The following is a 14,204-nucleotide window of genomic DNA, read 5'->3' on the forward strand; positions in this document are numbered from 1 at the left end:
CGGTCCCTGCTGACTGGAGCCAACATTACTGACCGGCCGTTCGGTAATATATACAGGGTACATGAATGCCCTGCGGAGTACAGCAGGAATTTTCGGCTTCAGTCCGCGTTACACGCGCCAAGCTTGGCCTGCACGGCGGCCAGCTCCGAATCCGAGACGCCGTTGGCCGCCAGGAACCCGGCCGCGTCCAGTGACACGAGGAAGGCCTGCAGGCTCTCCCTCCGCGTCTTCAGCATCGCCTCGAGCTCGTCGTCGGACAGGTAGGGATCGTGGGCGTGCGGCGCCCCATGGGTACGATGCCGCTCATTGATCCCCCGCGCAGCCAGTTCATATCCGTGCACGATCTCCTCATCGCCGGCACCAGCCAATCGCTGCAGCATCACCGCGATGACCCCACTGCGGTCCCTGCCCGCGGAGCAATGAACCACCACTTTGCCCGGTGACGCAGCGATGGCCTTGAAGACGGCCGCGATCTTCTCAGCGAACAGCTCAAGGTAGTCCCCATACTGGGCGGGATCCTTGAGGTACGGGCCGAAAAGCTTGCTGAAATCACCATGGTCAGGATCTTCCGTTGGGCAATGTACGACGTCGATGCGTGCCTTCGCCTCGTCCGGCACCTCAGGATCGGTGTCGCGTTGCCGCCGCTCGCGCGAGGCGCGGAGATCGATCACGGTGCGGACGCCGTCGTCGTACATTTGCTGCCACCCGGCTTCGGTAACCCATTCGTGGCGACCCATGCGGTAAACATCCCCGGCGATTCGCCACGCGTTGACGGCGCCGTCCCAGCGGACGCCCCGGTGAGTTGAAGAAGTCCCGTCCATAGGAGCCAGCTAAGCACATTCCCACCAACCCCGCCGAGGGGTTAGATCTCGAGGCTATGGCGGGTCTTTACAGCCGAGAGCTAGCCCCTCGATTGGGGGCGAGGCGGGCTATGCGCCGTAGTTGGCCAGCCGGAATTCCAAACCGTTGCGGACGGCCGGCCATTCGTGCTCCAGGATGGAGAACACCACGGTGTCGCGGAGGGCGCCGTCCAGGCTGCGGGAATGGCTTCGCAGGACGCCGTCCTGTTTGGCGCCGAGCCTGTCGATCGCCTCACGGGACTGCTGGTTCATCCAGTGCGTGCGGAATTCCACGGCGGGGCAGCCCAGGGTTTCGAAGGCGTGACGCAGGAGCAGCAGCTTCGAATCCGGGTTGGTCCCCGTGCCGTGCGCCGACGCAGCATTCCACGTGGATCCGATCTCCAAGCGAGGCGTCTGGTGATCGATGTTCATATACGTGGTCATGCCAATGAGCTTGCCGGTGACGTTGGAGCGCGTCGCAAAGGGCAACATGGACCCTGCTGACTGCAGGCCCAGACGACGATCTATCTCAGCGGCCATTCCCTCAGGCGTGGGGACGGACGTGTACCAAAGCTTCCAGAGATCGCCGTCGCGGGCTGCATCAACCAAGCCGTCATGGTGTTCCTGGCTCAACGGTTCCAGGGTTACGAACTGGCCGGTCAGGGTGATGGGTTCAATAGAAGTCACCCGGTTAGCCTAACCGGCACCGGGCATTAGTCGTTCCAGTCGAAAAAACCCTTGCCCGTCTTCCGGCCGAGCTCCCCGCGGGCCACTTTGTCCCGCAGGATCTGCGGCGGAGCGAAACGGTCCCCCAGCGTGGAATGCAGGTACTCAGCAATGCCCAGCCGGACGTCCAGACCAACAATATCCGTGGTCTTCAGCGGGCCGGTGGGGTGCTTGTATCCCAGAACCATGGCGGCATCGATGTCCTCCGCCGATGCCACGCCTTCCTCCACCATGCGCATCGCCTCAAGGGCGATTGCAACACCAAGCCTTGAGGACGCGAAGCCGGGAGCGTCATTGACGACGACGGCGGTCTTGCCGAGTGCCTCAGTCCAGCTTTTCGCCGCTTCAGCGAGTTCGGGAGACGTTTCCTTGGCCAGCACCACCTCAATGAGGGTGGACGCAGGCACCGGGTTGAAGAAGTGCAGGCCCACGAAATTGGCCGGACGGCGAAGGTGGTTGGCCAGTCCGGTCACGGACAACGAGGACGTATTCGAGGCCAGGTAAGCATCCGCGGACAGGTGGTCCTCCACAGCCTTCAGGGCGGTGACCTTGAGATCGTAATCCTCTGGCACAGCTTCCACCACGAGCCCGCAGTGGATGAACGATTCGTAGTCCGTGGACGTGCTGAAGCGGGACATCACCTCTTCGGGGGTTTCGTTCAGGGTGCCGCGGGCAGCGGACTTGGTGACGGCCTCGGCAACGCGACCTTGCGCCCCCGCTGCTGCCTCGTGGTCGCGTTCCACCACGATCACCGTGGCGCCCTTGGTAAGGAAGGCGTGCGCAATGCCGGCACCCATCCGGCCACCGCCAAGGACTCCAACAACGTGCGGGATCGCGGGAGCTTCTGTCATTTCTGGGTCCTGTCTTGCGAGTCTGCAGTTGTTGATGAGGCCGCGGTGGGCGCGGCTGTGTCTTGCGAGGCTTTGGCCGATTTCTTGTCCAGGAACGCCTGCATGCGATCAAACTTGGCTTGGGATTCGAAGAGGATTCCCTGCGCGAGGGTGTCGATCAGCGGGTGGGCCTCAGCCGGAGCATGGAACACGGATTTGGTGATCCGCACGGCCAGAGGGTCCTGACGCGCAATTCGGTCCGCCAATTTGTGTGCTGCATCCATCAGTTCGGGGGCCTCGTGGATTTCAGTGATGAGGCTGATGCGCAGGGCTTCCTCGGCACGGAGCACTGCGCCGGCCAGGAGAATCTCCTTGGCTTTCGGCTCACCCACGAGCTCTTTCAGCCGCCAACTTGCCCCGGCGGCGGCGAGGATTCCCAGCCCGGTCTCGGGGTTGCCGATCCGGACGCTTGGGGTACCAATACGGAAGTCGGCAGCGTAGGCGAGCTCTGCTCCCCCGCCCAGGCAATACCCATCCAAAGCTGCAATAACCGGCATGGGCAACTTGGCGATGCGCACAAAGATGGTGGAGTTGATCCCCTGCAAGGCGTCGTCCCGGCGGCGTTCGCGTAGCTGTCCAATGTCCGCACCCGAGGCAAAAACGCCCTCAGTTCCGGCCATGATCAGCACTTTAGGGTTTCGCTCAAGCTCACCGCAGACCAGGTGGAGCTCATCCACCATCTTCTGGTCGATCGCGTTACGGACCTCGGGACGGTTCAGCAAAACAGTGAGGCGGTCCTCGCGTTCCTCGATCAGGAGGGTGGTGAAGTCTTGGGGATTCAGTGCCATTACACGCCCTCCAGCAGCATCGCGGTGCCCTGTCCAACGCCGATGCACATGGTGGCCAATCCAAGCTTTGGTCCGGAGGAGGAGGCGAGTTCGCGTTCCATGCGGCCCAGCAGCGTGATGGCAATGCGGGAGCCGCTGGAACCGAGCGGGTGCCCCAAACTGATGGCACCGCCGTCGTTGTTGACGATGTCCGGGTTCAGCCCCAGACGCCGCATGGTGGCAAGTGACTGCGTGGCAAAAGCTTCGTTGAGTTCAACGGCGCCCAGTTGATCTACGGTGAGGCCGGAACGCGCCAAGACCTTTTGTGTGGCCGGGACGGGGCCGATGCCCATGATTTCGGGTTCACAACCTGCCGACGCGCCGTCGATGATGCGGGCCCGGGGCGTCAGGCCGAACTTCTTGATGGCGGCTTCGGAAGCGACGATGATGGCGGATGCGCCGTCGTTCAGGGTGGACGAGTTGCCAGCCGTCACCACGGAGCCACCCGGGACGACGGGCCGCAACTTGGCCAGGACGTCCATGGTGGTGCCTTCGCGGGGTCCTTCATCCGTGTCCACCACGGTCTCCGCCTTCCGGGTCTTCACGGTGACGGGAACAATCTCATCCTTGAAGCGACCGCCGGCAATGGCGGCCAGCGCGAGTTCGTGGGAGCGGACGGCGAAGGCGTCAGCGTCCTCACGGGAGATGTTGTCCACGCGGCCCACTTCCTCCGCCGTTTCAGGCATGGAGTAGGTCATCTTGCCGTCGCGGGAGAGCTCACCCTTGGTGAACAGCGGATTGGCGAAGCGCCAGCCGATGGAGGTATCGAAAATTTGGCCTGGCTTGGCGAACGCCGTGGTGGGTTTCTCCTGCACCCACGGGGCACGGCTCATGGACTCGACACCGCCAGCTACTACGATGTCCGCCGCTCCGGACTTGATCATGTGGCTGGCCATGATGATCGCGCTGAGGCCCGAGGCGCACAGGCGGTTCACCGTGATGCCTGGAATGTGGAGGGGAAGTCCTGCAAGGAGGGTGGCCATGCGGGCCACATTCCGGTTCTCCTCGCCCGCGCCGTTGGCATTGCCGAGGATCACCTCATCAATGGAGTCAGGATCGACGCCGGCACGCGCCACCGCTTCCCGGACCACCAGCGCTGCGAGATCGTCCGGGCGAACGGAGGACAGTGCCCCACCGTAGCGACCTACAGGCGTTCGTGCGCCGCCAACAAGAAAAGCCTCGACCATGAGAACATCCTTCGCGAAGTGAAAGGGACCGGCCTGGAATAATATACCGACCGTTCGTTCTATAAAGATTACACGGCCCGGGGAGCCGGTCAACAGTTGAAGTCCTCGGTTACGGATCAGCAGAGACCGGCCCCGGCCCGGATCAGAGCACTCGAATTCCCAAATGCCCGGCCAGCAGCGGTGCCATGAGGCTCAGCTGATAGTCATCGATCACCACTCCCGCGAGCCCGGCCAATCCGTTGATTCCACGGAACTCCGAGGTCCGCAGGTCCACGTCCTTCAGCTTGGCACCCGTGACATCCAGCGTGCCGATGGTGCAGTTCTTCAAGGCCAACCGCGTACCCGTGCAGCCGCCAAGATCAAGCTCATTGATGATGCAATCGGAAATCTGAAGATCCATGAGCTTGGAGCCACGCAGGTTCACGTAGTCCAGCTTGCCGCCGTCGATTCGGACAGAGCGCCAGTTTCCCTCATAGAGTTCGGCCGACCCCCACCGTGGATTGGTGATCTCCACGTCCTGCCAGGAAGTCCGCGCAGCCATGAAGACCGGGGCATACGGCTCGGAGAAGATGCACTCGCGGAACGTTGCCCCCCGCAGCTGAGCCTCATTGAAGGAGACCCCGTTCAGCTCGCATTCAATGAAATCGGCGCCGCTCAGTTCCTCTCCGTCGGCAGAAACACGGGTGAGCCTGACGCCGTCGTACCGTTCGCCACGCTGGAAGTCCGGGGCGTCGTCGTCGCGCAGTTCATTCAGGCGCACCGGCGAAATCTTGGGCGCGGCAACCTTCGCAGCCGCCATCAGAGCGATTCCGCTTTGGCAGCGATCTCGGCGAGGTCCATACTGAGGGCCGTGACGGCCCAATCCTTCTCAGGGCGTGCGTTGACGTGATGCGTCAAGGTGGTGGTGTGTTCCATACATCGAGCCTAGACCCGGGCACTGACAGTCCCAACAACACCAGGCCTAGGCGGCAGTGCCACCCAGGCGAATTTTGCGGAGGGCGGCAACAGCGAGCCACGTGACCAACGCGCAGACTCCTGCACCCCAGGCGATGTCGGTCACGGCGATCATGACCGGGAAATCCTTGAGCACGGCGAGCGCCGTCAGCGCCCAGGTGGAGTACGCGAAGAAGCCGAAGAATGCACCGGCAACAATCCGCTGCCGCATGGAGGCCCGCAACTGGCCCGGCCGGACTCCGTAGTGCACTATCCCGGCGACGAAGATGAGATAGAACACTACGGCTCCGAGCGGATTTGGACTGGCGGCCAGGAGGTGGCCGATCTGGCTCTGGTACTGCCGCTGCGCCACAGTGATGATCCAGGCGACGTCGATCGCGGCGAAGATCACTGCCGTCAGGGCATAGGCGAGCAGCCACCGCTTCACGGCTGGCTCCGTGGCTGGCTGTAGAGGCTTTCCACAATGTGGCTGGCGCGGCTGGTGAAGGCACTGCGCTTGAGCTTCATGGTGGGGGTCACGAATCCGTTGGCCTCACTGAGGTCGGTCAGCAACAAGACGAACCGGCGCACTTGCTCGGAACGGGCGATTTTGGCGTTGGCAGCACTGACCGCTTGCCCAATGACTGCGAGAAGCCGGGCATCGTCGATTTGGACTGCACCGCCGTCCTCCGGGATGCGGATTCCCTTGAGATCGGCAATGCCTTCGCGTTCAGCCCAGGCAGCCAGCGACTCGGGATCCAGCAGGACCAGGCCGCCCAGATAAGGCTTGCCCTCCCCCACCATCACGGCATGGGCCACCAGCGGATCACCTTCCACATAGCCTTCCCAGATGGCCGGTGAGATGGTCTTTCCACCCGCGGTGACAATGACGTCCTTGATCCGCCCGTTCAGGGTGAGCCGGCCCAAGTGGTCCAACTCGCCAAGGTCTCCGGTTCGGAAATACCCCTCCACGAAGGCTTCCGCGTTATCCACTGGCCTGCGGTAACCCGCAAAAACGCCCACACCCCGGGCAAGGACTTCGCCCTGGTCCGAGATCCGCACGCTCGTCCCGGGCATGGGGACCCCTACTGACCCGGAATTGATGGCCCCGGGAAGGTTGCCCGTCAGCGGTGCCGTGGTTTCCGTGAGCCCGTATCCTTCGATGACGGGCAGCCCCAATCCTCGGAAGAAGAGGGACAGCTCGGCGTCAAGGGCACCTGCACCGGAGAGCAAGTAGTCCAGCTTGCCACCCACCAACTGCCGCAGCCGCGAATAGAAAAGGCGGTCGAAGAGAGCCCGCCGGATGCGGAGGCCGGCGGAGGCACGGACGGTAGGGTCGGCGTCGTGCGCTTCGGCAAACCGGCCCCACTCAACAGCCGTGCGTTGCGCCCAAGCCCACACACGTCCCAAGCGCTTCTGCGTTGCGGTGGCAGCGGCAGACGCCTGGATCTTCTGCAGCACGCGCGGCACCACAACAAGGAACGTGGGTTTCAAGGCGCCCAGGGCCGGAACCACGTCACGGGGATCGGACAGGTGCGCGATCCTCATGCCGTTCGCCAGGCAGATCAACTGCAGCCCGCGGGCCAGCACATGCGCCATAGGCAGGAAGATGATGGTGTTGCCGCCTTCACGGACAACCTCCGTGTAGGCAGCCGCCACGTTCAGTACCTGTCCCACGAAATTGCCGTGCGTGATTAGGGCACCTTTGGGAGCGGCTGTTGTTCCGGAGGTGTAGACGATGGTGGCTACAGAATCGAGGGTGGCCAGCAGACGGCGCTCCTCCACGGCACTATCCGGAATCCGGGCGCCTCTTTCCACCAAATCGGCGAGGTCGGCGCCGGGCCGGGCATCGAGGGTCCAGATCCCCAACGCCGTCAACCCGGCCCCCGCGAAGCCTTGTTCCAGCAACACCGCGTGTTCGGCGCTGCCACCGACGGCGAGCCGGACGTCGGCGTCGGCAAGTATCGCTGTCACCTGCGGTGCCGCGGAAGTTTCATAAACAGGAACCACGACGGCGCCGGCGAACCAGGCCGCCATATCCGTCAAGGCCCACTCGTACCGGGTGGGAGACATGATGGCCAGGGACTCGCCCGGCTGAATCCCGGCAGCGATGAAGCCCTTGGCCAAGGCGCGGACCTCAAGGGCGAAGTCTGCAGTGCTGACCTCACGCCACGGATCAGTGACGGCGCCGCCAGGGGTTCTGACCTCAAAGGCGGCGTGGTCCGGATTGCTGCGCACCCGTTGCATCAGCAGATCCGTGGCGTTGCGGTGCAGTGTGGGCTCCACCAGCGGCGGGGAGGTGAACTCTCTCAACGGGCACCCTCTGCCGATAGTGACCGCAAGTGGTCCTCCATGAGGTTCACTACGGAGCCGAGGAAGTCCGTGATGACCAGCTGCTGGGCCGGTTCCAGCGCATCCAGCTGGGCAGCGGCGGTGGCAACAAGGGGTTGCATCAGCTCTTTGACCTTCCCGGAAGCAGCCTCGGTGACGTTGACGCGCACCTGGCGCCTGTCTTCCGTGCTGCGGGAGCGTTCCACGAAGCCATGCATTTCCAGCCGACCGACTATGGCCGTGGTGGTGGCAGCGGTCGCGCTGAGCTTTACGGCCAAGGCCCCTACCGTGACGGGGCCTGACTCCGAGAGGACGGTGAGGGCCCGGTAGTCGGTGAGATTGAGTCCCAGCGCTCTGGCCACCCCGCGCTCCGTCTCATTGGCCAGACCGAAGAGGGCCTGCAAGGTCACGGAAGCCGGGCCGCCCGGCACTCCAATGGCCTTTTCAACATTTTGCATGGTTATATAGTAATCAAATTAATTTGAACATCAAACAGAGGTAAATCATGAAGGATACGGACAGGAAGGGCCTCATCGCTCTTCCAGTAGTAGTGGTTCTGGCTGTGCTCATCGCGCTTGCAGGCAGCCACCATGGCGCAACGCTTGGCGGCTTCCCGATTTTCGCGTGGGCAGTGGTGGCCGCTTTCATCATTCAATGGCTCGTCTTCATCCCGTCCTTCAAGGCGCAAACAGAGAAATTCTTTGACCTCACCGGATCGCTCACCTATGTGGCGATCACGGTGATGCTGGTGGCGCTGACCCCGGGAATCGATGCCCGCGGACTCCTGCTGGCCGCGCTGGTGGCCGTGTGGGCCCTGCGCCTGGGCACCTTCCTGTCCCGCCGCATCAGCGCATCAGGGAAGGACGACCGCTTTGACGAGATCAAACCGTCGTTCGTCCGGTTCCTCAACGTGTGGACGGTCCAGGGACTGTGGGTGGTCTTCACAGCGGCCGCAGCGTGGATTGCCATCAGCAGTACACAGCGCGTGGGCCTCGACTGGTTGGCGCTGCTGGGCTTCCTGCTCTGGGCCGCGGGCTTCGGTGTGGAGGTTGTGGCAGACCTGCAGAAGAGCCGCTTCAAAGCTGACCCAGCCAACAAGGGAAAGTTCATCTCCACCGGGCTGTGGTCACGATCCCGGCACCCCAACTACTTTGGCGAGATCCTGCTCTGGGTCGGAGTGGCGGTCATCGCCGCGCCGGTGCTCCAAGGTTGGCAGTGGGTGGCCATGATCTCGCCCGTGTTCGTCGCGATGCTGCTCATCAAGGTCAGCGGCATCCCCTTGCTGGAAAAGAAAGCGGACAAGACCTGGGGTGGCCAGGCCGAGTACGAGGCATACAAAAAGAACACCCCCGTGCTGATTCCCAAGTTCGGATAGCCCGCGAGTTCGGATAGCGCGCACAGAAGGCCCCACAACGCGAGACCCTCCCGTTGTGGGGCCCGCTCTGCGCCCCCCGCACTCCAAATAGCACGCAAACCAGGCCCCACAACGCCCGGTGCCGAGAAACAAAAACGGCGCGTGCCCCCGGAAGGAGGCACGCGCCGTCGTACGTTTGAAGCCTTAGCTGAACAGCTCGCTCTTGGGCTCGTTGTTCTTGACCTTCTGCCATCCGAGCCACAGCACCAGTGCGAAGAACGGGATGGTGGCAAGGGTCCACAGGCCCAGCAGGAAGACCTCGCCGGTTTCCTTGTCCGTCATGGAATCGAATCCGATCAGCACGGTGATGGCCAGCAGGGCAATGAGGCCCACCCAGCTGGTCCACGGCGAACCGGGCATCGGCAGGCTGGAGACGTTGCCGCGCTTCTTTCGGAGGGCGATCTGGCTGGCGAAGATGGAGCCCCACGTGAAGATCACGCCGATGGACGCGGTGTTCAACGCGAGGTCGAAGGCGTGCGAGCCACCGAGCCAGATGTTGAGGAGGATGCCTACGAGGTACACGCCGCCGATCGCCAGGATGGCCGCGTACGGCACGTGGCGTGTGGACATTTTGGTGAGCCACTGAGGGGCGTGGCCGTTGTTGGCCATGGTGCGGAAGATGCGGCCGATCGAGTACAGGCCCGAGTTGCAGGAGGACAGCGCGGCGGTGATGACGATCATGTTCATGACGTCACCCATCCAGCCGAGGCCCATCTGGCCGAACACGGTAACGAACGGCGAGGTCCCGGCCACGTATTGGTCTGACGGCAGCAGCATGGCCAGCAGCGTCACCGAACCAACGTAGAAGACCACAATGCGGATCACGACGGCGCGGATCGCCTTGGGAACTTCGCGTTCCGGGTTTTCCATCTCACCAGCGGTGATACCGACGAGCTCGATGGCGTTGTAAGCGAAGATCACGGCGTTGAGGACCAGGATCATCACCAGGCCGCCCTTGGGGAACATGCCGCCGTCTTCGTGGAAGAGGTTGGCCACAGACGCGTTTCCGTCGCCTACCTTGGCGTTGGTGACAACCATGAACGTGCCAACAGCCAGGAAGATCACAATTGCCGCGACCTTCAGGCAGGATGCCCAGAATTCGAACTCGCCGAACGCCTTGACGCTGAACAGGTTCACGGCCACCAGCAGCACCAATGCGGCAATGGCGGACAGTTCAATGGGCACGTTGGGGAAGAAGAACTGGAAGTACAGGCCGATCGCGATGAGCTCAGCAATGCCTGTCATGGCCCAGTTGATGAAGTACATCCAACCGGAGAGGAAGGCGCCCTTCTTGCCGAACATTTCGCCGGCGTAGCTCACGAATGAGCCGGAGGTTTGGCGGTACATGATGAGTTCGCCGAGGGCGCGCATCAGCAGGTAAGCGATGACGCCGGCAATGGCGTAAGAGAAAATCAGGGCCGGGCCGGTGGAGGCCAGACGGCCACCCGCGCCCATGAACAGGCCGACGCCGATTGCGCCACCCATGGCGATCATGGTGACGTGGCGGCGGCTCAGGGTCTTCTGATATCCCTCGGCGCTGAGGTTGGAGTCCGAGGCTGCAGATGAGGCCTTGGAGCTCTGGAGATCTGTGGGAGTACTTTGCGGCACAGCTGTTCCTTGTGGGTTGGGGTGTTGCTGTAGGTGTTACGCCAGTGCCGGAACACGGGCGGCTTTGGCACACATAATTCGAGCTTTTCCTCTTTGGAGGGCTCGAAGTGTGACAAAGAACGCAGAACGCCGAAGCTTCGCGCAACCCGTCTATCTTACGGGATTAACCCCAATGCCCGTGACGCAGGCAACAAGGGGCTGCGGACAGGGCTGCTCCCGGCTAGGAGACGGCCCTGGTTCCCAGGTACATCGATCCGCGATCCGAGCCCGTGATGTGGTCGGCCAGCACGGCAGCCTGATCCCACAAGGGCGCCACCGTCCCGTACACCTCGCCGCGGTGCTGGACGCACTCGCCCACGGCGTAAATGTCCTCCTCGTCCATCACCCTCAGATGGTCGTCCACCACGATTCCGCGCTCAACTGCCAAACCACTCACGACGGCGACGTCAACGTTCGGTCTGATGCCTGCGGAGACCACCACCATGTGGCAGTCGATGTCGGGTTGATTGCGAACGCTCAGTCCCGTGATGCGGTCTGCCCCGAGGATCGCGGTGACCCGATGTCCGGAAAGAACGTCCACCTCCAGACCGCAGGACTGCAGGCCTCGGGCTGCTTCCGCACCGAACGAGTCCCCGCCGATCACTGCTGCGCGGAGATGGTCCTTGTGCTGGGCGAACTGGATCATCCTGCGGGCATCGTCCAGGGTTCGGAAAGTAAAGACTCCGGGGCGGATGGTCCCACTGGGCGTGTAGAGTCCGGCCATGGGTGGCAGGAACGGGCGGCTGCCGGTTGCGATGATCAGATGGTCGTACTGGACCACGCGGCCATCGGCGGCGAAGACATGCTTGCTGAACTTGTCGATGCGTTCCACCCGGACCCCTGCATGGAGTGTGATGGTGTTCTCTTGGTACCAGTGCAGCGAGTTGAGGAGTATGTCCGCCTCGTTTTCTTCCCCGGACAGGACGAGCCCAAGCCTGCTCCGGTGGTAATTCCCGTAGGACTCGTCGCCGAACACGGTGATGTCGAAAAGATCCGCACCACCCCTGGCGAGGATCTCTTCCACTGCCCGCGCGCCGGCCATTCCATTGCCGATCACCACCAGCCTTCTCTTCATCAGCGCGCCACCTTCATCAGTGCTCCACCATCCCCAGATCCACCACCACATATCCCCTGATGCCGGCGGGCGCCACAATGAAAAGCTCAATCACCGATCCACCCTCGGTGTCTTCCACTACCCTGAGCGGGATGTGGACATCGCTCTTGGCTCCGATGGGGAAATAGCGCATGGGAATGCGGTCCCGCATCAGCACCACGGTGATCAGTTCCGCGCTCGAATTGCCTCCGCGGAAGTAGAGGGTCTGGTTGATAATGCCGTCGGGCACGAAGTGGGATAGCTCGGCATGGATGGGAACGGGTTTATCCAACCCTGCGCCCTCAAAGTGGTAGATGCCCTGCAGGAAGAGGTTCTGAATGATCAAAGCAAAGTCCTTTCGGCCGTTCCCTTCCCATGGTGCGCTGCCGTTGTTACAGGACGCTCAATGCCGTGTTTCCACCCACAGCACCAGGCGTAACGATCGCTTTGCAAACAGCTCACCGGGGTTGAAACATCGAGGACTACAGCAATGCGCCGTCCTGCATCCCGTACCGGACCCACGTCCCAGCTGCGGCGGTGCGTACACCGGCAGCAGCGCTGCGATCAAACCACTCCCCCAACGCACGGTCGTGGCTCACGATCACCACCGTGCCTTCAAAGGAGGCGAGCGCTGCTTCCAACTGCTCCACCAGCACCGGCGCCAGATGGTTGGTGGGCTCGTCCACGATCATGGTGTCGTAGCCACCCAGGAGGAGCCTTGCGAGGGCTAGCCGGCGCTGCTGCCCGGCTGAAAGGCCTCCCACAGGAACGTGGAACTCGGCCGGGCGGAACAGCCCCAGCCGCAGCAGCCCCTCGGCGTGCGCATCGATGTTGCCGCCCAGTCCGGCGGCAAACGCGGGGAGTAAGCGCAGCCCCGGCCGGGCGGGCACCTCGAGTTCCTGCTGCAGATATCCCACCTTGCCGTTGAGCTTCACAGTCCCGGTGGCCGGCTCCAGCGTCCCGGCAAGGATGGAGAGCAGCGTGGATTTGCCGGCGCCGTTGGGGCCGGTGATGAGCACTTTTTGTCCGGTGTCCACCCTGAGGTCCGTGGATTGGAGCCGTCCCGGGACGCTCACACCAGAGGCTTCCACCGCCGCTTCGGAGGCCACCTCCGCCACAGCCGCCACCCGGGACGGTGCTGCCAGTTTCAGCGGCACGGGTGGCCGATCCACCGGGTTGTCCTCTAGCCTGCGTAGCCGTTCCTGGGCGTTGCGGACCTTGCTGGCGGCCGCGCTTTGCCAGGTTCCGGCCTTGAATCCGAAAGCCATCTTGTCGTTGTCGCGTTTGCGGCCATAACCCATGCCATCTGCCACAGTGGCAGCCTGGAGGCGTTCAGCAGCCATGGCGTCGAGCCATTGATCGTATTCCTGGATCCAGCGGGCACGCTCGGCCGCTTTCTCACGGAGGTAGCCTTCATAGCCGTTCCCATACCGGTTCACGGACCGCCGGTCAGCGTCCACTTCGATGATGGTGGTGGCTACTTTCCTCAGCAGCACACGATCGTGGGAAACCACCACAACTGTGCCGCGATGCGCCGCCAGCCTCGATTCGAGCCAGGCCGTGCCGTTCGCATCCAGGTGGTTGGTGGGCTCGTCCAGCAGCAAGGCTTCGGCGGGGTCGGCCAAAAGGCAGGCCAGCGCTACCCGTTCCTGCTCGCCGCCGGATAAAGATCCAAGGGTTCGACGCCGGTCCAAGCCTCCCAGCCCCAGCTTGTCCAGCGCTGCTTCCACCCGGGATTCGGCGGCGTAGCCTTCACGGAGTTGGTATTCAGTTTGCAGGCTTCCGTAGAATTCCAGGTCCTCTGAATCTGCGTCAGCCAAACCGGACTCAAGCTCTGCGATCCGCGCCTCCAAGGAACGCAGCGAAGCCAGCGATGCATCAATGGCGTCCCCTACGGTGAGGGACTCGGAGAACCCGTGGGTTTGCGCGAGGTAACCCACGCGGTAGCCGGGGTTACCGGACAAGCCGGCAGTGCCGTCGTCGGGCTTCTCCACGCCGGCCAGCAGGCGCAGCATGGTGGATTTGCCGGCGCCGTTTTCGCCGACGATGGCCACGTGTTCGCCATGGTGGATGGCGAGGTCAACAGCGTTGAGGAGCTTGCGGTCCCCGTAGCCATGGGAAACGCCGGAAAGGTGCAGGTGGTCAGTCAAGAGGAATCCTCGCAAGTCCGCAGTGGGTGGCAGAAAGCCGTCATGGGTACTGGGGATGCAGCCGCTGAGAGGGGCTGCGCTCAAGACTTCATTGCTCCAGCCTGTCAACGTAAAGCGGATGCGTCAAGCCAAGACACCACCTATGGCGCAAACGTCCGCAGAAAAAC

General features: G+C 62.9%; 14 protein-coding genes. 1 reads left to right on the plus strand and 13 read right to left on the minus strand.

Annotated elements, in window-relative coordinates; genetic code table 11:
- Positions 1-98: 98 nt before the first annotated feature.
- From CQ020_RS02095 to CQ020_RS02135, 9 genes are all read right to left on the minus strand, one after another.
- On the minus strand, positions 99-821 hold the full coding sequence (locus CQ020_RS02095; RefSeq protein ID WP_105690324.1) for a tyrosine-protein phosphatase: 723 nt from the start codon (positions 819-821) through the stop codon (positions 99-101).
- 108 nt (positions 822-929) lie between these two features.
- Complete coding sequence (locus CQ020_RS02100) at positions 930-1,526, minus strand: GNAT family N-acetyltransferase (protein WP_105690325.1); 597 nt, start codon at positions 1,524-1,526, stop codon at positions 930-932.
- Between the two features lie 26 nt (positions 1,527-1,552).
- Positions 1,553-2,416 (minus strand): 3-hydroxyacyl-CoA dehydrogenase family protein, encoded by an 864-nt coding sequence (locus CQ020_RS02105; RefSeq protein ID WP_105690326.1) that lies wholly within the window; start codon positions 2,414-2,416, stop codon positions 1,553-1,555.
- A complete protein-coding gene (locus CQ020_RS02110; protein WP_105690327.1) occupies positions 2,413-3,243 on the minus strand; it encodes an enoyl-CoA hydratase/isomerase family protein in 831 nt (276 codons plus the stop codon). Before CQ020_RS02110 ends, CQ020_RS02105 begins: the two co-directional genes overlap by 4 nt.
- Positions 3,243-4,469 carry an acetyl-CoA C-acyltransferase gene (locus CQ020_RS02115; RefSeq protein ID WP_105690328.1) on the minus strand — a complete coding sequence of 409 codons (1,227 nt, stop codon included), beginning with the start codon at positions 4,467-4,469 and terminating at the stop codon, positions 3,243-3,245. Before CQ020_RS02115 ends, CQ020_RS02110 begins: the two co-directional genes overlap by 1 nt.
- 142 nt (positions 4,470-4,611) lie before the next feature.
- Complete coding sequence (locus tag CQ020_RS02120; RefSeq protein ID WP_105690329.1) at positions 4,612-5,268, minus strand: pentapeptide repeat-containing protein; 657 nt, start codon at positions 5,266-5,268, stop codon at positions 4,612-4,614.
- A 162-nt stretch (positions 5,269-5,430) separates the two neighbouring features.
- The gene (locus tag CQ020_RS02125) at positions 5,431-5,850 is read right to left on the minus strand and encodes a DUF2177 family protein (RefSeq protein ID WP_105690330.1); all 420 of its coding nucleotides are present in this window, start codon (positions 5,848-5,850) and stop codon (positions 5,431-5,433) included.
- Positions 5,847-7,715, minus strand: coding sequence for a long-chain fatty acid--CoA ligase (locus CQ020_RS02130; RefSeq protein WP_105690331.1), 1,869 nt, complete (start codon positions 7,713-7,715; stop codon positions 5,847-5,849). Before CQ020_RS02130 ends, CQ020_RS02125 begins: the two co-directional genes overlap by 4 nt.
- The gene (locus CQ020_RS02135; RefSeq protein ID WP_105690332.1) at positions 7,712-8,191 is read right to left on the minus strand and encodes a MarR family transcriptional regulator; all 480 of its coding nucleotides are present in this window, start codon (positions 8,189-8,191) and stop codon (positions 7,712-7,714) included. The genes CQ020_RS02130 and CQ020_RS02135 overlap by 4 nt, the downstream gene beginning before the upstream one ends.
- A 47-nt stretch (positions 8,192-8,238) precedes the next feature.
- Here CQ020_RS02135 and CQ020_RS02140 point away from each other — a divergent pair, with 47 nt between their 5' ends.
- Positions 8,239-9,108 carry a DUF1295 domain-containing protein gene (locus tag CQ020_RS02140; RefSeq protein ID WP_105690333.1) on the plus strand — a complete coding sequence of 290 codons (870 nt, stop codon included), beginning with the start codon at positions 8,239-8,241 and terminating at the stop codon, positions 9,106-9,108.
- 183 nt (positions 9,109-9,291) lie between these two features.
- On the opposite strand, the gene CQ020_RS02145 is transcribed toward CQ020_RS02140, so the two are convergent.
- From CQ020_RS02145 to CQ020_RS02160, 4 genes are all read right to left on the minus strand, one after another.
- Positions 9,292-10,755: an amino acid permease gene (locus CQ020_RS02145; RefSeq protein ID WP_024817890.1), complete on the minus strand. Its 1,464-nt coding sequence runs from the start codon at positions 10,753-10,755 to the stop codon at positions 9,292-9,294.
- Between the two features lie 220 nt (positions 10,756-10,975).
- Positions 10,976-11,869 carry an NAD(P)/FAD-dependent oxidoreductase gene (locus tag CQ020_RS02150; RefSeq protein ID WP_105690334.1) on the minus strand — a complete coding sequence of 298 codons (894 nt, stop codon included), beginning with the start codon at positions 11,867-11,869 and terminating at the stop codon, positions 10,976-10,978.
- 16 nt (positions 11,870-11,885) lie between these two features.
- On the minus strand, positions 11,886-12,233 hold the full coding sequence (locus CQ020_RS02155) for a molybdopterin oxidoreductase (RefSeq protein WP_105690335.1): 348 nt from the start codon (positions 12,231-12,233) through the stop codon (positions 11,886-11,888).
- A gap of 136 nt (positions 12,234-12,369) precedes the next feature.
- Positions 12,370-14,037, minus strand: coding sequence for an ABC-F family ATP-binding cassette domain-containing protein (locus CQ020_RS02160; RefSeq protein ID WP_105690336.1), 1,668 nt, complete (start codon positions 14,035-14,037; stop codon positions 12,370-12,372).
- Positions 14,038-14,204: the final 167 nt, after the last annotated feature.

The organism is Arthrobacter sp. MYb23, from assembly GCF_002979775.1.
Lineage (GTDB): Bacteria > Actinomycetota > Actinomycetes > Actinomycetales > Micrococcaceae > Arthrobacter.